We start from the raw sequence: 18440 nt of genomic DNA, 5'->3' as shown, positions 1-18440 counted from the left end.
GCTGTGGCGTTCGCGTCCAGGCTGTCGTCTACTGTCACGCATGGCAATCGTCTCTCCCGGCTTCACCGGGCGGCGCCGGTCACCCGACGCGCAGCTGCCGCCGGGGCAGTACCTCGCGGAGGACTTCCCGGTGCTCACCGCCGGACCGACCCCGCGCGTGACGACCGACCGGTGGGAATTCACCGTCAGCACCGAGGTGGGGCAGCGGTACAACTGGTCGTGGCAGCAGCTGATGGAGCTGCCGGCGGAGAAGATCACGACGGACATCCACTGCGTCACCAAGTGGTCGAAGCTCGGCACCCGCTGGAAGGGCGTCTCGCTGGACGTGCTGCTGGAGGACGTGGAGACGGCGGCGGACTACGCGCTCGTGCAGTCCTACGGCGGTTACACGACGAACCTGCCGTTGGAGGACCTGCTCGACGGGCAGGCGTGGGTGGCCTACCGCTACGACGACGACGACCTCACGCCCGAGCACGGCGGACCGGCCAGGTTGCTGGTGCCGCACCTGTACTTCTGGAAGTCGGCCAAGTGGGTCCGCGGGATCCAGCTGCTTCTCGAGGACGAACCCGGCTTCTGGGAGAGCGCGGGCTACCACGACTACGGAGATCCATGGCGCGAACAGCGGTATCAGGGCGACTGACCTGGCGGGTGGCCGAACTGGCCGAGACCGCCGATCTCACCGCGAGCGCGCGCAGGCTCGTGTTCGACGTGCCGGGCTGGCCGGGACATCTGCCGGGCCAGCACGTCGACCTCCGGCTCACCGCCGAGGACGGCTATTCGGTGCAGCGCAGCTACTCGATCTCGTCCGCGCCCGACGGCGACCGGATCGAACTGGCCGTGCAGCGGGTGGCCGACGGCGAGGTGTCGCCGTACCTGTGTGACGTGCTGGCCGCGGGCGACCAGATCGAGCTGCGCGGCCCGGTGGGCGGCTGGTTCGTGTGGCGTCCCGCCGACCAGGCACCGGTGACGCTGGTCGCCGGCGGCTCCGGCATCGCGCCGCTGATGGCGATGATCCGCACACGGGCAGCCGAGGGCAGCCGCGTGCCGTTCCGCCTGGTGTACTCGGTGCGCACGCCCGACGACGTGTACTTCGCCGACGAGCTGCGGCACCGAGCGCGCGAGGACGCGGGCCTCGACGTGAAACTCGTGTACACCCGGCGGACTCCGGAAGGTTCTCCGGAGCCGCCGGGCCGGCTGGGTGTGGCCACAATCAACACGTACGCCTGGCCCGCCGAGTTCACCCCCAACTGCTTCGTGTGCGGGCCCACCGGTTTCGTCGAGACGGTGTCCGACGTGCTCGTGGCGCTCGGCCACGACCCGCGGCGCATCCGCACCGAACGCTTCGGCTGACAGGAGACCACCGATGAGCGACGACCACGTCGACGGCAACGCGCTCGCGGGCGACCTGCGGGAGATCTTCGCGGTGGACCTCACCGCGGCGACGGGACGCTGCGCGGGCTGCGGGTATCAGGGATCCGTGGCGACGTTGCGCGTCTACCGCAACGCGCCGGGGCTGGTGGCGCGCTGTCCGCACTGCGAGGAGGTCGTGCTGCGGCTGGTGCGCGGCCGGGACCGCGCGTGGCTGGACCTGCGGGGCACGGTGAGCCTGGAGATTCCGTTGCCGTCGTAGAGCGCTGCGTGCCACCACCGTCCGGGGCGGTGGTGCTCGGGTGATCCAGTCACCGCCCGTGAGAAACCTGTCCGGTTTGTCGTGCCCGTTACCCCCGATCGGCCGTAGCCGGTCCCGGAGGCCTGTGCCTGGATAGATGGGAGCGCTCTTACAACGTTGTAAAACGAAGGGGATCTCGCCGATGAGAAAAGCCGCCCCCGCACTCGTCGCTCTGCTGATGGCGCTGGGCGTCGCGCCCGGCACGTCACCGGCCGATGCCGCCGAGCCCGTGCACGGCCTGAAGGGCGAGTACTTCAGCATGTCGGCGCCGGGTGCGCGCGACTTCGCCACCCTCGCGGGAACCGTGCTGGACGCCGAGGTGAACCACCCGGACCTGACGTCGGTCTTCGGGTTCCTGGCCGGCCGCACCGAACACACGACCGCGCGCTGGACCGGCAGCATCACCGTGCCGCGGACCGGCGACTACACGTTCCACGCCATCGGTGACAACGGTTTCCGGCTGTTCGTGGACGGCAAGCCGGTGATCGACCACTGGGTCGGCGACTGGGATCGCGAGCAGACCAGCGCGCCGGTGGCGCTCACCGCGGGCCGCAAGTACGACTTCCGGCTGGAGATGTTCCAGGACACCGGTGGCGCCAACATGTTCCTGCGCTGGTCGAGCGCCTCGATCGCCAAGCAGATCGTGCCGGAGTCCGCGTTCACACCTCCCGCGGACTTCCAGGTCGTGCCGCGCGACGCGAGCGTGTCGGCGGACGGGCGGGTGCTCACGGCGGACTTCGGCGGGCGCGTCACGGGTACCGCGGACCTCCAGGACCACCTGCGGGTCGAGGCGGACTCGACGCCGATGCCCATCGCGGCGATCATGCCCAACCGCACGCGTGTCACCGTCCGGCTGGCGGAGGAAGTGCTGAAGGGGCAACGGGTTCGGCTCTTCTACGACGGTGCGGGGGCGCTTGCCGTGGACGGCGCCAAGGTGCAGAAGACAGCGCGCACCGTTAAGAATTCTTCGATGGAGAGGCTCAGGACGCCCTGGGGCGAGAAAGTGGACACCCGCAACCCGTTGCCGGAGTACCCGAGGCCGCAGCTGGAACGCGAGAAGTGGCTCAACCTGAACGGCCCGTGGGAGTTCGCGGGCGCGAAGGCCGGGCAGCAGCCGGTCTTCGGGCAACGGTTGCCCGAGCGCGTGATCGTGCCGTTCCCGATCGAGTCGCAGCTCTCCGGACTGGAGCGGCACGAGGACCACATGTTCTACCGCCGCACGGTCACCGTGCCGCGGGACTGGTCGGGGCAACGGGTGAAGCTCCACTTCGGAGCGGTCGACCACGAGGCCAGGGTGTGGGTCAACGGCAAGCTGGTGGCTGAGCACTCCGGCGGTTACACGGCGTTCAGCGCGGACATCACCAGCGCGATCAAGAACGGCGAGCAGGAGATCGTCGTCGCGGTCACCGACACGACCGGCCCGCACCAGCCGAAGGGCAAGCAGTCCCGCGACCCCGGCGGGATCTTCTACACGCCGTCGTCGGGCATCTGGCAGACCGTGTGGATGGAACCGGTGCCGGACAAGGCGATCGACGAGATCAAGATGACGCCCGACCTCGCCACGAGCTCGCTCGCACTGGAGGTCAGGTCGGCAGGGAACGCCACCGTCACGGCCGTTGCCAAGGACGCCAAGGGGAAGCAGGTCGGCACTGTCACCGGGCGTGCCAACACCAAGCTGTCCCTGACGGTCGCCGACCCGCACCTGTGGACGCCGGACGACCCGTATCTCTACCAGCTGGAGATCAAGCTGGGCGGCGACCGGGTCAAGAGCTACTTCGGCATGCGGTCCACCGGGATCACGAACGTCGGCGGGCAGCCCAAGCTGACGCTCAACGGGAAGCCGATCTTCTCGTTGATGATGCTGGACCAGGGTTTCTACCCGGACGGCCTCAACACGGCGCCGAGCGACGAGGCGCTGGTGTTCGACCTGAAGGCGCAGAAGGACCTCGGCTTCAACTCGGTGCGCAAGCACATCAAGGCCGAGCCCGCCCGCTGGTACTACCACGCCGACCGGCTGGGGTTGTTGGTGTGGCAGGACTTCGTGTCCGTTGAGGACGGAAGTGCCGTCGAGGCGCGGCAGGCCTTCCTCGACGAGAACCGCGAACTGATGAAGCAGCTGCACAACTACCCGTCGATCTACGCGTGGATCGTGTTCAACGAGGGCTGGGGCGAGTGGGATCGCACCGTCACCGGCGAGATCACCGACAGCGTCGAGGCCGCCGACCCGAGCCGGATCGTCAACGCGCACAGCGGCGTGAACTGCTGTGCCTCCAAGGGTGACTCCGGCAAGGGTGACGTGATCGACCACCACGACTACAACAACACCGACCCGGCACGCCCGGACGGCAGGCGGGTCGTGATGGACGGCGAACACGGCGGCTTCACCCTGCGCACGCCGGGACACCAGTGGCCGGGCGCGCCCACGGTGATCTACAGCGGCGTGCCGGACAAGGCGGCGCTGACCGCGAAGTACGTCGACAACACCCGCTCGTTCTACCTGGGGCAGGCGCGCGCTGAGCTGTCGGCGTCGGTCTACACGCAGGTCACCGACCTCGAGAACGAGCTGAACGGGATGTGGACCTACGACCGCAAGAGGATCAAGGTCGATCCCGGTCCCGTCCGCGAGATCAACAGGCGGGTGATCGAGGCCGGCGAGAACGCGGGCAAGCCGTACCCCTACGCGGGACGCGGCGAGTGGAAGCTCGACGAGGACGCGGGAACGACCGCGGAGGACTCGAGCGGCGGCGGCAACCCGCTGACGCTGAGCCCGACCGGTGCCGCCTGGAAGGACGGTGCGCTGGAGTTCACCAACGGCTCCGCGGACACCTACGGCCCGGTGATCGACACGACCCGCGACTACACGGTGTCCGCGAAGGTCCGGCTCGACGAGGTGCCCGGCAACTTCGCCACGGCGGTGAGCCAGGACGGCAGGGAACGGGAGAACCCCTTCTACCTGCAGTACGGGCAGGGCGCGTTCGCGTTCAGCACGCCGGGCGGCAACCGGGCCCGGTACGAGATCACGCCGGAGATCGGCCGCTGGTACGAGCTCAAGGGTGAACGCAGGGGTGACGAGATCCGGCTGTACGTGGACGGAACGCTGGTCGCGACCGCTCCGGCGGGACCGGCGCTCGTGAGCACCGGTGCGCTGTCGGTGGGACGGGCGAAGTTCGGCGGTCAGAACGCGGACTTCTGGCACGGAGCGATCAAGGAGGTCCGCGTCAGCTCCTGATGGTGCTAGGCACCGGGGTCCCAGGCCACGAGGCGGTCGAAGACCTCCCGGCCGCCGTCGAGCTTCACGGAGTCGAGCGGAATGCGGCCGTAGAACCACAGGACCAGGTCGCGGGCGGCACCGGTGGCGGAGGAGTCGGCGTCACCGGTCGCCGCGGTGATCCGCGCGCCCTCGGCGGAGAGCTGGACGCGCCACGAGCGGCCCTCGGTGGCGTGGTAGTCGACGGTGGTGGGCTCGTGCGGCCAGGGACTCGTCGTGGAGACGCAGGTGGTCAGGAACTCGTCGACGCCGTCGAGCGCGATGTCGTCCGGCAACGGCTGCGCGGCGCCCACCGCGAGTTGGGCGTCGTAGGTGTGCACTGCCATCTGCTGGAGCTGGTGGCGGGCCACGGCGCGGCAGGTCCGCGGCGACTGCGAGTCGCCCCACCACGTCCAGCAGCCGCGGTCGGGGCCCGCTTCGCGCAGGGCGTCCACCAGCTGCCGCGTCGAGTCGGCCAGCCACTCCAGCAGGGCCTCGCGATCGGCGGGCGCGGTGGCGTCCGTCGTGGCCTTGGCCGTGGCGTCTGGTCCCGCGGCGACGGTCGCGGCCCAGGCCACACGGCCCTCGCCGATGTGTTCGGCCAGTTCGAAGAGTGTCCACTCCGGACAGGTCGGCACCTGCACGTCGAGGCTCGGCGCGGACGCGATCGCGGCGCGGAAGGCGGTGGACCGGTCCTCGATCAGGCGCAGCAGATCGGGGAAGGCCAGAAGATCATGCACTGCGGTTGTCTACCACCGCGGCCGTGACGCGGACAGCGAATTTCAGCGAGGGCGCGCGCAGCCGGTGGTCACCAGGTCGGTGATCGTGTGACTACACAGTCACGAGATCCGCGCACGGCACAGCGGCGAGCTCGTCACCGTCGCGGACGGGTCGACCGCCGACGGTGCACAGGTGATCCAGTGGCCGGACCAGAACCTGCCAGAGCAGCAGTGGTCGCTGGTTCCGCTGACGAACTGATCTGCTGAGCCCACCCCTACTGGTCGGGTTGGATGATCACCAGTCGGAATGTTGCCGACGGCGACTCGCGTCCGCAGGTCTGCAGCATGTGCCAGGCCAGGTTGCCAGGGCCGTTGTCGGCTTGGAGAAGTCGTTGCCTGCTGATCCCGAGGATGCCGTCCGGGCTCTCGTCGAGGATCTCCGGCGTGCCGACGAGCACCGCCAGGCCAAACGCCAGCACGTCGGCGCTCAGGTCGTCGTCCAGGTCGTCGGTGAGTCCGATCTTGCACTGCGGCTCGCCGTCGTGGTCGGAACCGAGGCCGACCAGGCCCGCGAGTCCCGCACTGCGGGCCGCGGGCACCTCGAACACTCGGATGCCGGTGCCCATCGCCAATGCCATCAGCCTGGCTGTCGGAGTGGTGAGCAGGGGGTCGTTGATCGAGGCCTCGTCTTCGTCTGCGGGGTTGTCGGCGCGCTCGCACATGATGTGTCAGATCGTAGGTGAAGTGCGCCGGGGAATCGGTGTAGCGCGCGGGTAGGACATCCGGCGCACCAGCACCTCCATCGGCCCGCGCTGTCCGGTGCGGCGCATCCATTCGGCGAGCAGTACCGAGACGGCGAAGACGACAGCGGCGATGCCACAGCTGCCGGCCAAGCTCACTTCGTCGCGCAGGTCGAAGGTGAACGGGTAGAACAGCGCCAGCCACACCGCGGACTGGAACAGGTGGAACGTCAGTGATCGCTGGCCCGGCGCGGCCAGTGCGGTGGTGATCCGTCCGGGCCTGTCCCCGATCCGAGCTGACGCCAGGCCGACCGCGGTGGCCAGGCCGATGCCGCCGGCGAACCCGGTCAGGTCGTGCGCGACGGTGACCGTCCACTGTAGACCGATGGTGTTGGTGCGCCACCCCCGGCGGCCAGCAGGGCAGCCGGGGGTGGCCGATCAACGTCAGGGTGAGCAGGCCGAGAGCAGCACGGTGCAGTGTCGAGCGGTGATCGGCGGGGTGGTCCAGAAATCTGCGGCGGGCCGCCCAGATGCCCAGCAGCACCATCACGACACCCGGTAGCGCGCCTTGGTCACGTTGGCGAGCACGTGCGCGCCGTAGCTGGACTGCATGAACTGCGCGAAGGGGGAGGCGCAGCGGGCCTCCGTCCGACGCGCCGGCCGAAGAACGGCTCGACGCGTCCGGCGCCGGTGCTCGCGGATCCGTACGGACGCGATCCTGACGCGGTGGCCGACGCGTTCGAGGAGCCGACCTCCATGCTGGCGCAGGCAGGCCTCCCTCAGATGGCGGCGAGTGTGTTCGCCTGCCTGTACGTGATCGACTCCGGCAGCCTCATTGCGGCCGAGCTGGTGCGGCAGCTGCGGGTCAGCCCGGCATCGATCTCCAAGGCGGTGGCTTTCCTGGAGGGGCAAGGACTCGTCCGGCCGGCGCTCGTGTCGCCGGGGCGGCAGAGTTCCTGGACCGCATCGGCGAGGAACTCGTCCAGGCCGCCGAGCGCTGGTGGCACGATCGCCCAGGGCGCTGAAAGTGGTCAGAGGTGCGGTGGTGCCGGCTGTTCGCTGACCCAGCCAGGAACGAGCCGGCGATTGCCGTGAGCTACCGGGTTCCTGGGTTGCGTTGCCATTCACCAGGAAGCTGGAGATGTTCGGTGGGAGGAGGCGACCGCTCCCACGAGGTGCGGTATCCCGCAGACCGGGCACCCCGAGCCCACGGTCGACACAGGCCATCCTCAGTTCCGGAACTGGACACCCACCGGGTGATTTTTCGAGAACCTCACGGAGAAGGTGACTGGCTGTCGATTCTGTGCATCGGTGGAATATCTATAGCGCTCACCGCCGATGTGTCGAGGCCGGCCCGCACTCCGTCACCGTACCGGGTGAATCTGTTGCAACATTGGGACCTGGCGGTGGAATGCGGCTGAGCTGGCGACTTCCGAGAGTGACTGGGTTGTCGGGGCACTCGGACGGGGAGGCGCCTGCCCGCTGCCTTCACCCGATCCCTTCGCTGTGGTTTACTTCTCGTCCAAACGAGCGGTGCTCGAACTTCCGCGACAACAGTTCGTCAGGCAGAAGCCAGGCCCGAGGCCCTTCGCTTCGGCGCTTGGAATGCCATGACGATTCTGCATGGAGCGCATGTCCGGTGTATCGCCAGCCCTTCACCGTATCCGGCGGTTTTGCTGACGTTCCGGTCAGCGGATTCCGCCACGACTCAAACGCGGGACAAGCATGAACTTCCAGTTCGCCCAGAAGGCTGTCGTGATCCAGGACGGCGCCCTTCTCATGGTTCGCAAGAGCGCGGAAGACCCGCACAATCCGAACCGGTGGGAGCTCCCGGGGGGTCGCATGAAGTCGCACGAGTCGATCGACGAGCACCTGTGTCGTGAGATCTGGGAAGAGGTCGGACTGAAGGTCGCCCCTGGGCGGCCTCTTTCGATTTGGTCGTGGACCATGAACGGCGGGAGCGGCGCCGTAACCGTGGTCGCTGTCGCAAGGGCCTGCGATGTGCTGGACGGGACGATCACAGAGGACAACCGGGACGAGGACGACTACCTGGCGGAGAGCGAGTGGGTGCCGCTCGACGCGGTGCTCGGGCGGGACGTCATCCCGAGCCAGGAGCACGTTCTGCGGGAGATCGTGGCGGCGTCGCTGTTGGGCGCGTCTCGCTGACATGGACCTGCCCGGTAGACCTGCGCGCATCGTCATCTCGGGTTGCACGGCGGCGGGCAAGACCACGCACGCACGGCTGCTGGCACGCGAGCTGGGATGGCGTTACGTGGGCATGTCCACCGTGATGCGCGAACTTCTCGGTGTGACCGCTCAGGCCCGGGAATGGGAGCCCGGCTTCGATGCCCGGCGTGCTGCCGACGTCCGGATCGACCGTGTCGCCGACGAGCGGATGACGGAGTTCATCGCAGGCCAGGAGAAGGTCGTGGTGGACGCGTGGCTCCAGCCCTGGCTCCAGCCGGCCGGCACCGCGGTCAACGTGTGGTTCGAGTCAGACCATCGCAGCAGGGCCATGAAGTGCGCGGTGTCCTTTCTCCGAAACGGAGAAGAGCGTTCGCTCGCCGCCAGCAGCGACCTCGTCGCAGCCAAGGACTTGTTCTCCAGAGAGCAGTTCGCTCGCCTTTATGGGATCTCCTTCTCGTACTCGCCCGAGGTCTTCGACCTGCGGTGCGACAACTCCGGCTTCATCCGCACACCCACAGTGGACGACTCGGACCGCGGTATCCGCGATTTTCAGAGAGTCCTGATGAGAGACGTAGAGGGCCTGCTGGCAGATCGACCATCCTGACGAGGAGCCGACATGCACCATGAGGGATGCTTCCTGTGCGGCGCCATCCTGGGTGACCGGGACATTCCGTGGACGGACCGACCGTTGTTCCTGGATCCCAGGTTCGGTGCGGTGGTGCCGGGGGCGGGGGCGTTGGTGGCGGGGTACGTCCTCATCGCCCCGACCACGCATTCTCCGAGCCTGTGCGCTGTTCCCCTGCGATCCGGTTTTGCGGAGTTCCTCTCGACGGCGCTGGATTTCCTTCAGGAAGCTCTGGGGCCCTTGACCTACTGGGAGCACGGAGGGACCTCGGCCGACTTCCGCTCGCCGACTTCCGCGTGCGTCGACCACGCCCATCTCCACGTTGTGCCCGGCAGTCCGCCACTGACCCTGCCCTCACCGTCCATTGTGGAATCTGATGATCTCGTCGCTTTGCTGGACGCCGCGCACGCGGACTGGTCGGCACGCCCGTACCTCCTCGTAGGTGGTACGGACAGGAAGTGTTCGCTCAGCTCCGACATCGGTGTGCCGCAGTATTTCCGGCGGCAGTTGGCCCAGTGGACGGGCGAGCCGCATTCCTGGGACTACGCGGCGGTGCCAGGAGAGACGCGCATGAGGGAGACCGTGGTCCGCCTGTTGCGCCGGAGCCAGGGCACAATGACATGAGTACGCGACTTCTGCCCGCAGTTCGACAGTACCGATGCGTGGACGAGGACCTCGTCAGGATCTCCTTGGCGGCGGTGAAGCGGCGGTTCGAGGTCCTCCTCGCAGTGGGGGCCCAGGCGAAGCGGTTGCCAGGGCCGCTGATGGCGGCGGGCCAGTACCTCGACCGCCACGACTTCGAACAGCGCGGTCTCTTCGGCACCGCCGCGGCGATCCTGGTGTTCGCCCAGGCCGGGCAGGACGAGAAGTCGATCGAGACGATCCAGGTCCTCGTGGACTACCTGCACGACCGGGCCTGCCTCGAGCCGCGACTCGCCGCCTCCGCCGAGGAATCGATCGAGATCAGCCGTCGCATCGAGGTCGAGAAGCTGGACACGTTCAAAACAGCGGATCTGGTGTTCGCGTTGTCCTTCGTCCCCGCGGCCGTGTCCCGGCGGGACGAGTTGCTGCGATCGCTGACGCGGCGGATCGAGCAGGCTCGGCTGCCCCAGGGTGGCTGGGCGACGCGGCTCGAGGAGTCAGGTGCGTTCGATCCCCTTGCGACAGCTCATGTCGTGCGTGCGATCCGTGCCGCGGCTGTTCCCGTGCGGGCAGCCGACACGGACGCGCTGTTCGAAGCCGCACTTGGCGGAGAGACGCGTGACACGGACAAGTACGTCCGGTGCTTCGCCTTGCTGGCGCTCACATACTGCGATGCCGACGTTCATCGCCCGGCAATCGAGAACGAGTTCAAGCGCCTCACTCGTGAGCTCCGTGCCGATCTCGGTGTGTTCGCGGAGGCCAACTACGAGTACACCGTTGGAAAACGTCAGTACTACGTGCGGATTCCGTGGCAGTTGTACCTGGTCGAGCTCACCGTGCGGCTTCACCCGACGAGCCGCTTCTTCCACTCGTACGTCCAGGACCACCTGCTCCGAGTCATCGCAGCGGTCAACTCACCGGACGGGTTCCGGTATCCGGCGTCCGGCAGCGCTCTGTCGACCCGGACGTACGGCACGGTGTGCAACCTCTTTCACGAGATCCGTGGTCGCCTGTCGAGCGTGCCGCGCATGCGGATGGCCAGCCAGCTGATCAACAACGCCACCCGGTTCGCGTACTCGAGAACGGCCGCGATCGTGTTGTGGCTGTTGATCAGCGCAGTGGTGGTGATCACCACGGTGCAGTGGTGGGCGGACGATCGGAGTTCGGCGGCGGAGCTCACCCCGAACTTCCTCGCGACGTTCGTGCTGGTGCTCGGCCAGATCGCTCTCAACCGGTTCCGCCGCTAGACCGCCGTTTGCGTGCTGTGAGCCGGGTGAACGAGCTGGAGTACCCGAACGCGTCACCATCGCTCTGACCCAGGTCTTCCACGTCGAACAGCAGCGCCGTCACCTCGTGGAGGTAAGGCGGGTCGACGAAGTGCCGCACATGGCCGTCCAGGGCGTACATGTCCTGCTCCAGGCGGGTTCCTCTGGCGTACAGAGGATCCCTGGTAGACCTGAAGAGAGCCACGAATACGCCACCGGGTCTGAGCACCCGGCTGATCTCGGCCAGCACCTGCCTGGTCACGCTGTCGGTGAAGTAGTGCAACGACAATCGGCTGTAGACGACGTCGAAGCGCTCACAACGCATCGGCAGAGGACTTGCCGTGTCAGCGGCGACGTAGGTGACGCCACCGTTGCCACCGGACCTGGCTTCGCGCAGGGCAACCGGGGAGATGTCGGTTGCCACCACCGAGTGACCCTTTTCGCTGAAGTAGCGCGCGTCGCGCCCGCTGCCACACCCGAGCTCGAGGACGAGCCCGGGGTGATGGAGCATTCTCCCGGTCGCGAGAGCCAGGTTCGAGGGTCCCGTCGCCGACGGAGTCAGTCTGTGTGCGCGATGCAGGTCGTCCCAGTACGGGGCTTGGTTCGCCATTGACCGTCTCCGTGGCATGCGGACATGATTGAGGTGCGGACGTCGCAGCGTATCCGAGCAGACGGATTTCGCCTGTGGTCACCGCTGGTGAGCACACCTCCATCGAGGAGCGTCAGGGCGTGCCCGCGAACGCATGCCCAGGGGGCGATGACCACCCTCCCCGCCGCACCGGCCGTTCCGCCGAGACCTGCGCGTCCGCGGTCTGGTGAGGGGAAAGCGGGCGGCGATCGGGTCGGTCGCCTGGGAGGTACGGCACGTGATGTTCTCGAAGGCTGGAAGCCGGTGCGGCAGCTGGGCTTCGGGGTCGTAGGTGGCGTAGGCGGCGACTTCACTGTCGAGCCCCGCGGCGCGCCCTCGCGGTGGGGTCCAGGCGTCCGAGCTGCTACCCCGAATCCGCGGCGGTCACCATCAGGTGTCCGGATCGCCGGAGCCGTCTTCGACTCGCGCGGTGGCGCGAAGGTTGTCGCGCAACGCGATGTGGCGGAACTCGTACACCGCCCCGGTCTGCCGCAGCACGGCCCGGTCACAGGCGTCGTCGAGGAAGGCGTTGAGGTTCCACGGGAGTCGCCCGGTCAGTGGGAGCCAGAAGCGCACGATCACGACCCAACGTCCCCACGCCGTTCCGCTCAACGCGAAGACGATCGCGACGGCGCCGGCCACCTCAACCGCGCGGCGGAAGTCGAACAGGCTGTACGTGGGCACGCTCGCGGCGACACCGTAGACGAGTGATCGCACGATCGCGCACTTGCGGTCGTCCGAGATCATCCGAACGGGGCACGGCGCCGCATGCGTGTTGACGGACTTGCTCAGCACCCTTTGGCACAGTGCTGTTCCCATGTACGCCAGCGCTCCCGCGATCCAGCACACCAGTCCGAACGCGACACCCCTGACGGCTCCGTGATCGGGAGAGTTGCCCGCGGTCATCAGCCCGAACCCGAGGCCGACCACGCCGCCGAACAACAAGCCCTCGTCGAGGTTGCCACGGGTGCCCTTCGCGACCTCGCGCCGCATCGCGGACAGGAACTCACGCACTTGGAAGTGCGCTTGGGCGGGGCGCGGAGACCGCTTGATGGTGATGGTGAAGAGCGCCGCGCAGATCACGGTGAGCAGTGCGGCAGCGTCAACGCGGAAGAGAGCGCCGAACACAGCCGCGAACATCGCCGTGTAGAGAACCAGGGCGGTCGCCGGGTAGACGCGACGGCTCAGTCTCCACCAGGCGACCTCCTGGCCGCGTCCGTGAGCGAGGTGAGTCAGCCACCTGCGTGCGTTGGTCGCGGTGTACCTGTTGCCGAGCCGGGTGGCGGCAGACCTGCGGCGACGGGGCTGGCGGTACACCGCTGGGAGGAATGCGTTGAGCAGGTGTGCCTCGACCATCGCGCGCGAGTGGAACTGGCTGGCGTCGAGCAGTTCCTTGGGGTTTGCGTCCGGGGCGTCGCTGTAGATGGTGCGGGCGAGTCCGACCATCAGCGGCGTCGACAACGCGGCGGTCAGGTTCGCTGCTGCACCGTCGTCCGGGTGCTCGCGCAGTTCCGCGAGCACCGTCTCCCAGTCCGCTCTCTCTCCGGGGGAGGCGAACCGTTGTGCCGAGGTGCGTGGCAGGTACGACGCGATGTCGGTCAGTTCCAGGTCGGAGAGCTCGATGGCTGCTGCAGCGGTCAGCACGTCCGCCGACCGCGCCGCCGCGACGAACTCCTCGGTCCTGCTCGTCACGATCACCGCCATCCGGTTGCGGTTGAGGGCTTCCAGTGCTGCCGTGCGCAGTCCGGCCGCCATCTCGTCGAAGCCGTCCAGCACCGGGAGGATCTTGCGTCGGTCCACCAGCTCGGCGGCGAAGTTCTCGATTCCGGTGCCGGGCACGTCGAGTCCGGGGTGGTCGCGGAGCAGCTGCCCGACGAGCCAGCCGCGAAACGTCGTGGTGGCCGGATTCCACGAGCTCAGGTTGAACATGACCGGGACCAAGCCGCCGCGTCGGCGTCGGCTCAACAGGTCCAGCAGAAGGTGGAGTGCCGATCACCGTTTTGCCCGATCCGGCACCGCCCAGGATCACCAGCCGGCGGGACGGGATGCGCTGGTAGGTCTCGGCGATCTCGCTGAGCTCCCCGCTGAGGTCCAGTGGACCGCAGGTCTTCCCACCCGGGAGCTGACAGATGTTGGCCCAGTGGTCGGTCAGGCTCTCGTCGACCGTGGTCCACCGAAGCGTCAGCGGGAACGGGTCGTGCAGGCGTCGGCGCTCCTCCTCGTAGCGCCATTGCGAGGTGATCGTCGCCGCCAGGTTGTCGGCGACGTCGTTCAACCGGTCTCGATCGGTGATCGCGCGGTCCGTCGGTGCCGACGAAGTGCGCCGCACCTCGAAAACGACCGAACCCAGCGCGAGCACGATGAGCGCGCCCCACACGACGGGGCCGCACCAGGACGGCAGCGCGATCGTGTCGGTCGCGAGATTGACCACCACTGCCAGTACAACTGCGACAACAGCGGCTGTTGCCACACCAGGCCGTCGCACGGCCGTTCCCCCTCTACCGTCGCGATGAGCGAAGTCCCCAACCTGCTGTCATGTCTGCACGGCCCTCTCACGAGGGTGCCGGGAGGATGCAGGTGCGACGAAACGTGTTGCCGTGCCAAGGAAAGCTTCCGTTCTGCGGTGGACGACGAGCTGGGGTTATCGGCAGAGGCGTCGTCGATGTCGAACATCTGAGCGGCTGCATCACCGGATCGTGACTGCTCCTGCTGGCACGCGAAGTCCTAGACTCAACGCGCGTTCCTCTGGTGCTCCTGACAGTCAGACCAGGTAGTGCAGGTTGAACAACGGCAGCCTCCTGCTGGCGGAGGAGGCTGTGTGGGCGGCTGTTGTCACCCGAACGAGGTCAGCATGGCGGACCAAGGCCGTGCGTCATGACCAACGACGCGTCCCGATCAGGTGAACGGCGGGTACGGGGCGCCGAATGGCGGTTTCCGGCCTGTTCGGCTGATCAGCGCGACTGTTTCCTTTCGGGTCAGTGAACTAACGGATAAGACCGGTAACGGCCGTACGGTTTGCGCTGACAACCTTGCCTTGCGGTGGAAGTGGACAAATTGTGGCCATTTCCCCGGTGGTATTCCCCGTCCGCGTGAAACTGTTACCGCCGGTAGTCGCGATGCTGCGCATTGCGTGCGTAGCGCGCAGGTGAGCTGACCGTTCGCCGTTTCTCGGCGGGATTCACGGATCTCCGTGACGTCGCTCGACATCGTCTCCGCGTTACCTCGGTGGACACCTGGTTCACGGTTCACCTATTCCATGTGACTCGTGTCAAGAACGGTTTTCCGGCAGTGCCGAATATTTCTTCAGGGGTCTTTACATGTGAAGAACGGCGGGGTCATACTCTCGCCCACTTCATTCATCCGGGGGTTTCCTGTTGAGAGGGTCATGTTCGTGAACGAACCCCGGTTTGCCGGGGTGAGGGGGATCGGTCAGCTCGTCGGTGAACTCGTCCGCCGTCCAGACCGCCACAGTCGCCCACTGCCGATCGTGGTCGCACTCGGCCCGCGAGGGGCTGGTAAGACCACATTGGTGCGCGCGATCGAGGACAGCTTCGCGGGGCACGTACCGCAGGTGGTTCTCGACTTCGAGAAACACCCGGACGCGCGTCCGTTCGAAGTCTTCTCGAAGCTCGCTGTCGGACTCAGCAGGCACTGTCCGCAGTTCGGCAGGCTTCCGTTTCCGCTCGTGTCGCTGTGTTCGGCGGTCGTCGCGAGAGAACCGGATGTCGCCATCGGGCCGCGGGTCGCCGAGGAGCTGCGCGAAGCGATCGCCCAGACCAGCCCGACGATCGGATTCGCCACCAGGATCGCGGATCTGGCGCGAAGCGTCTCCGAGGCGGGCAGTGCGCCAGAACTGGGCGGCGCGGTGGACGTGCTGGTGAAGCTGATCGCGATGGCGGAGGGCCGACGGCTGTCGAACCGGTTCCGCAAGATCGGTGCCGGTGACGCCAGAGCGGTGCTCACCGACCTGATCACGGCGGTCCGCGACGACGTCGACAACGAGGCCGTCGACAAGACGTTCGGCAAGGCGTTCTGCGCCGATCTCCGGTGCGCCTTCGACGGCTGGGTCAACAGCGCCCGCAGGTCCGCGAACTGCCTGGTGCTGCTGGACAACAGCCATTTGCCGGCAGGTCAGGCGTTCCTGAGCGTGCTGCAGCAGGTCAGGGGTGAAGATCCGGTGGCTTTCGTCGCGACGAGCCGGGAGTGGAACGCTTCGTGGCGCCACCGGTGGCGGCGTCCGGGAATCGCGGACGAACCCGGTTCCGGGCTGCCGCCGCCGCGCCGTCCGGACCAGGCCGGCGGCGACGCCGTGGACGCAGAGCGGCTGAGCAAGGACTGGTACCTCGTGCTGCTCGGAGAGCTCACCGAACAGGACACGACTGAGCTGGCCCCGTCGCACGCGTCGTTCGTGCACCGGCTGACCGGAGGCCTGCCGTGGGCGGTGCGGCGGGTGGTTTCTGCTCTGCCGGACTCTCCGTCAGTGCGCGACCTGCGTTCAGTGCTCGCCGGGCTCGCTGATGAAAGCGCGAAGTACCTGCTGCAGGAGTTCGAGAGCCTGACCGAACAGGAAGACCTGATCACCGCGAGCGCCGGGAGGGGTATCGAGTTCCTGGCGGACCCGAAGGTGCTCGGCTCCGAGATGCCCTACGGACTCGGTGAGCTGCGTGCACCTTTGGTCAACAACTTCTGGGTGCGCGGAGAAGGCGAACGCCTGGTCCTGAACCCCTGGTTGCGTCGCGTGCTGCTGTACCTGCTGGCAACGCGTCCCGACGACCACCGCGCCAGCTGGGCCAAGGTCCACACCTTGTGCCGGACGCGGCAGGAGAAGCACGGCAGCCAGGTGGAGGCGCTTTACCACCGCCTCGCGCTGGAGGACGTGGAGTCCGTCGTCGTACACCTCAGCGGTCCGCTCGACGCGGACGACGTCCTCTTCGGTGACAAGGCGGGCAGGCTGTGGCTTCAGGATCTGGACGCGATCACGGCCGCACCGAACCGACTGCCGGCTGACCGAGACCCGCGCGACCAGGTCGAGCAGCTCATCGAGACCATCCCCCACGCCAGGAACTCCAGAGCGCTGTCCCGTCTCGTAGCGGCGTTGTGGTTGTACAGCGACCCGCTGGCGGATCCCTCCCGGGCGCTGCGGCAGACGATCGCGACTGCGCTCGACCACGTCGCGATTCAAGTGCACGGCGCGGGCGCACTGGTACTCCAAGATCGCGCGGAAGCGTACCGAAAGGGCCTGTTGTGAGCTCGTTGATCAACCCCGACATTCCGAAGCCCTGGTGGCGCCGAATGACGCCGTGGATCGTCATCTTGGTGATGTTGATCCTTGGAGGTGTGGCCGTCTCGGTGCCGATGGTGTTGAGCGCCGCGAGCTCCTGCGCCGACGGCGTCGTGAAGCACGGGGAGAACGGTGAGTGCGTCGGCGTGACGGATGGCAGCTACGTGTTCGACCCGGATCTCGCAGACGTCGAACGCCTCATCAAGGACGAGAACGACCAGGTCCTGAGTGCCAAGAAGCCATACGTCACCGTGGGTTTCTTCGTGCAGATGACGTTGACGGAGAACGACACGGTGCCGATGTCGTGGGTCAGGCACCAGCTGCAGGGCGCCTATCTCGCACAGTTCCGGGCCAACCACCACCACGTCGCGGGAGATCTGCCGCTGGTGAGACTGCTGCTCGTCAACCCGGGCACGGAGATCGCGTTGTGGGAGCCCGCCATCACTGAGCTGGCGACCAGACGGGCCGCACCGGACAACCTCGTCGCGGTCGCCGGGATGGGCATCAGCACGGACAACGCGAGAAAGGCGATGCGTCGCCTGGCCGAGATGAACGTGCTGATGCTGGGCGCGACCGTGACGTCGGACGACCTGCAGGACATCCCTCTGCTCCTGCGCATGGCGCCCACCAACTCCGGGCAGGCCAAAGCCGCGGCGAACTACATCAAGCCGACGGCGGCCACGGCGATGCTCGTGCAGGACGGCAGCAAGAACGATCTGTACCCGGCGACGCTTGCCAAGTCGTTCGCGGACACCTTCGTCGACGAGCAGCACCGCATCCTCGGGCAGACCGAGCTGTACGACTCCAGCCTGTCCAGTGTGGACAACACCTTTCTGCAGATGATCCCGAACATCTGCAACAGCAAGCCACAGGTCGTGTACTTCGCCGGCCGCGGCAAGCACCTCGCGTCGTTCGTCACGCAGCTGACGGGGCGGCGGTGCAAGGATCACCGGATCACGGTTCTGACGGGCGACGACGTCTCCTCGACCCTGTTCGGCCAAGGTGAGCTCGGGAGGGCGTTGGACTCCGGGGTCCAGGTCGTGTTCACCACGCTCGCACACCCCGAGGCGTGGCGTCTCGCGCCCCAGGCCTTCGAGAACGCCGCCACGTTCCCCTTCGTGGAGAGGGTGTGTTCGGTCTGTTTTCCCGCTTTGTTCCCCAAGGACACGCTCGACGACGCCAGCGCGATCATGTCCTACGACGCGGTGCTCACTGCTGCCTACGCGATTCGCTTCGCGGCGGGGAATTCCGGTCGTGTGGTCAGCACAGCGGATCTGCTCCAGGTGAAGAACCGGTTGCACGACACCATGTCCGTGCCCGGAGCCAGCGGACGGCTCTCCTTCGATGAACGCGGCACCGCGGTCGCCAAGGCCGTGCCCATCATGACGCTGCGCCCGAACGGTACCTTGGAGTTCCTCGGCTTGTCGTCGTCGTGAG

The 18440-nt window shown here is 67.3% G+C and carries 17 protein-coding genes; 12 read left to right on the top strand and 5 right to left on the bottom strand.

Annotated features, from left to right (window positions below; all coding sequences use genetic code 11):
* The first annotated feature begins 40 nt into the window (after window positions 1-40).
* From AOM45_RS23280 to AOM45_RS23265, 4 genes are all read left to right on the top strand, one after another.
* Window positions 41-640, top strand: coding sequence for a sulfite oxidase-like oxidoreductase (locus AOM45_RS23280; RefSeq protein WP_030467203.1), 600 nt, complete (start codon window positions 41-43; stop codon window positions 638-640).
* Complete coding sequence (locus AOM45_RS23275; protein ID WP_030467202.1) at window positions 610-1350, top strand: ferredoxin reductase; 741 nt, start codon at window positions 610-612, stop codon at window positions 1348-1350. The genes AOM45_RS23280 and AOM45_RS23275 overlap by 31 nt, the downstream gene beginning before the upstream one ends.
* Before the next feature lie 13 nt (window positions 1351-1363).
* The gene (locus tag AOM45_RS23270; RefSeq protein ID WP_030467201.1) at window positions 1364-1630 is read left to right on the top strand and encodes a DUF6510 family protein; all 267 of its coding nucleotides are present in this window, start codon (window positions 1364-1366) and stop codon (window positions 1628-1630) included.
* A 181-nt stretch (window positions 1631-1811) separates the two neighbouring features.
* Entirely contained in the window at window positions 1812-4898 is a 3087-nt protein-coding gene (locus tag AOM45_RS23265; RefSeq protein ID WP_051783186.1) for a PA14 domain-containing protein, read from the top strand.
* A gap of 5 nt (window positions 4899-4903) precedes the next feature.
* On the opposite strand, the gene AOM45_RS23260 is transcribed toward AOM45_RS23265, so the two are convergent.
* On the bottom strand, window positions 4904-5656 hold the full coding sequence (locus tag AOM45_RS23260) for a maleylpyruvate isomerase family mycothiol-dependent enzyme (protein WP_030467199.1): 753 nt from the start codon (window positions 5654-5656) through the stop codon (window positions 4904-4906).
* A 106-nt stretch (window positions 5657-5762) separates the two neighbouring features.
* Between AOM45_RS23260 and AOM45_RS53845 the strand changes: the two genes are divergently transcribed.
* The gene (locus AOM45_RS53845; RefSeq protein ID WP_081902075.1) at window positions 5763-5894 is read left to right on the top strand and encodes an RICIN domain-containing protein; all 132 of its coding nucleotides are present in this window, start codon (window positions 5763-5765) and stop codon (window positions 5892-5894) included.
* 16 nt (window positions 5895-5910) lie between these two features.
* On the opposite strand, the gene AOM45_RS23255 is transcribed toward AOM45_RS53845, so the two are convergent.
* The gene (locus tag AOM45_RS23255; RefSeq protein ID WP_030467198.1) at window positions 5911-6357 is read right to left on the bottom strand and encodes a hypothetical protein; all 447 of its coding nucleotides are present in this window, start codon (window positions 6355-6357) and stop codon (window positions 5911-5913) included.
* A 6-nt stretch (window positions 6358-6363) separates the two neighbouring features.
* A complete protein-coding gene (locus AOM45_RS49735) occupies window positions 6364-6762 on the bottom strand; it encodes a DUF418 domain-containing protein (RefSeq protein WP_081902057.1) in 399 nt (132 codons plus the stop codon).
* A gap of 339 nt (window positions 6763-7101) precedes the next feature.
* On the opposite strand from AOM45_RS49735, the gene AOM45_RS23245 reads away from it, so the two are divergent.
* The 5 genes from AOM45_RS23245 to AOM45_RS23225 all read left to right on the top strand — a co-directional run bounded on the left by AOM45_RS23245 (window position 7102) and on the right by AOM45_RS23225 (window position 11076).
* Window positions 7102-7470: a MarR family transcriptional regulator gene (locus tag AOM45_RS23245; protein WP_059362657.1), complete on the top strand. Its 369-nt coding sequence runs from the start codon at window positions 7102-7104 to the stop codon at window positions 7468-7470.
* 630 nt (window positions 7471-8100) lie between these two features.
* Window positions 8101-8541 (top strand): NUDIX domain-containing protein, encoded by a 441-nt coding sequence (locus AOM45_RS23240; protein WP_051783180.1) that lies wholly within the window; start codon window positions 8101-8103, stop codon window positions 8539-8541.
* Between the two features lies 1 nt (window position 8542).
* Window positions 8543-9166, top strand: coding sequence for a hypothetical protein (locus tag AOM45_RS23235; RefSeq protein WP_051783178.1), 624 nt, complete (start codon window positions 8543-8545; stop codon window positions 9164-9166).
* Between the two features lie 12 nt (window positions 9167-9178).
* Entirely contained in the window at window positions 9179-9811 is a 633-nt protein-coding gene (locus AOM45_RS23230; RefSeq protein ID WP_030467194.1) for an HIT family protein, read from the top strand.
* Window positions 9812-9849: 38 nt separating this feature from the next.
* Window positions 9850-11076, top strand: coding sequence for a hypothetical protein (locus tag AOM45_RS23225; protein WP_030467193.1), 1227 nt, complete (start codon window positions 9850-9852; stop codon window positions 11074-11076).
* Here the strand turns inward: AOM45_RS23225 and AOM45_RS23220 are convergent.
* Window positions 11057-11605: a class I SAM-dependent methyltransferase gene (locus AOM45_RS23220; RefSeq protein WP_051783176.1), complete on the bottom strand. Its 549-nt coding sequence runs from the start codon at window positions 11603-11605 to the stop codon at window positions 11057-11059. The genes AOM45_RS23225 and AOM45_RS23220 overlap by 20 nt on opposite strands.
* Before the next feature lie 507 nt (window positions 11606-12112).
* Window positions 12113-13651, bottom strand: coding sequence for an NACHT domain-containing protein (locus AOM45_RS23215; protein ID WP_051783174.1), 1539 nt, complete (start codon window positions 13649-13651; stop codon window positions 12113-12115).
* A 1600-nt stretch (window positions 13652-15251) separates the two neighbouring features.
* Here AOM45_RS23215 and AOM45_RS23210 point away from each other — a divergent pair.
* Together AOM45_RS23210 and AOM45_RS23205 are read left to right on the top strand one after the other, a co-directional pair.
* Window positions 15252-16970, top strand: coding sequence for a hypothetical protein (locus AOM45_RS23210; protein ID WP_030467191.1), 1719 nt, complete (start codon window positions 15252-15254; stop codon window positions 16968-16970).
* A 71-nt stretch (window positions 16971-17041) separates the two neighbouring features.
* A complete protein-coding gene (locus AOM45_RS23205) occupies window positions 17042-18439 on the top strand; it encodes a type 1 periplasmic-binding domain-containing protein (protein WP_162185646.1) in 1398 nt (465 codons plus the stop codon).
* Window position 18440: the final 1 nt, after the last annotated feature.

The sequence above is a fragment of the Lentzea aerocolonigenes genome (assembly GCF_000974445.1).
Lineage (GTDB): Bacteria > Actinomycetota > Actinomycetes > Mycobacteriales > Pseudonocardiaceae > Lentzea > Lentzea aerocolonigenes.
This window is presented reverse-complemented; position numbering and strand designations above follow the sequence as displayed.

Excerpts from the sequence above, each read along its gene's own strand:
- AOM45_RS23280 (WP_030467203.1), top strand. The coding sequence starts at position 41 with ATGGCAATCGTCTCTCCCGGCTTCACCGGGCGGCGCCGGTCACCCGAC.
- AOM45_RS23275 (WP_030467202.1), top strand. The coding sequence starts at position 610 with ATGGCGCGAACAGCGGTATCAGGGCGACTGACCTGGCGGGTGGCCGAA.
- AOM45_RS23270 (WP_030467201.1), top strand. The coding sequence starts at position 1,364 with ATGAGCGACGACCACGTCGACGGCAACGCGCTCGCGGGCGACCTGCGG.
- AOM45_RS23265 (WP_051783186.1), top strand. The coding sequence starts at position 1,812 with ATGAGAAAAGCCGCCCCCGCACTCGTCGCTCTGCTGATGGCGCTGGGC.
- AOM45_RS23255 (WP_030467198.1), bottom strand. The coding sequence starts at position 6,357 with ATGTGCGAGCGCGCCGACAACCCCGCAGACGAAGACGAGGCCTCGATC.
- AOM45_RS23240 (WP_051783180.1), top strand. The coding sequence starts at position 8,101 with ATGAACTTCCAGTTCGCCCAGAAGGCTGTCGTGATCCAGGACGGCGCC.
- AOM45_RS23235 (WP_051783178.1), top strand. The coding sequence starts at position 8,543 with ATGGACCTGCCCGGTAGACCTGCGCGCATCGTCATCTCGGGTTGCACG.
- AOM45_RS23230 (WP_030467194.1), top strand. The coding sequence starts at position 9,179 with ATGCACCATGAGGGATGCTTCCTGTGCGGCGCCATCCTGGGTGACCGG.
- AOM45_RS23220 (WP_051783176.1), bottom strand. The coding sequence starts at position 11,605 with ATGCTCCATCACCCCGGGCTCGTCCTCGAGCTCGGGTGTGGCAGCGGG.
- AOM45_RS23215 (WP_051783174.1), bottom strand. The coding sequence starts at position 13,651 with ATGTTCAACCTGAGCTCGTGGAATCCGGCCACCACGACGTTTCGCGGC.
- AOM45_RS23205 (WP_162185646.1), top strand. The coding sequence starts at position 17,042 with ATGTTGATCCTTGGAGGTGTGGCCGTCTCGGTGCCGATGGTGTTGAGC.